Annotated in this window: 1 protein-coding gene; it reads left to right on the top strand. The window is 71.5% G+C overall.

From position 1 onward, the window contains the following. Nucleotides 1-309, top strand: a 309-nt coding sequence (locus D0817_RS27125) for an oxidoreductase (RefSeq protein ID WP_497756109.1), incomplete at both ends; no start/stop codon positions are given.

The following is a 309-nucleotide window of genomic DNA, read 5'->3' as shown; positions in this document are numbered from 1 at the left end:
CTGCTCGACCAATTCCTGCAGGACGGCAGCAACACGCGCGAGGACAGCTACGGCGGCTCGATCGAAAACCGCGCGCGCCTGATGCTCGAGGTGACCGACGCCTGCATCGAGGTCTGGGGCGCCGGCCGCGTCGGCATGCACCTGGCGCCGCGGCGCGACGCGCACGACATGGGCGACTCCGACCCGCTGGCCACCTTCGGCCACGTCGCGCGCGAACTCAAAAAGCGCGGCATCGCGTTCATCTGCGCGCGCGAAGGGCTGGGCGACGACCGCCTCGGCCCGCAGCTCAAACAGGCGTTCGGCGGGGGC

The sequence above is a fragment of the Flavobacterium cupreum genome (genome assembly GCF_003996965.1).
GTDB classification, from domain to species: Bacteria; Bacteroidota; Bacteroidia; order Flavobacteriales; family Flavobacteriaceae; genus Flavobacterium; species Flavobacterium cupreum.
This window is presented reverse-complemented; position numbering and strand designations above follow the sequence as displayed.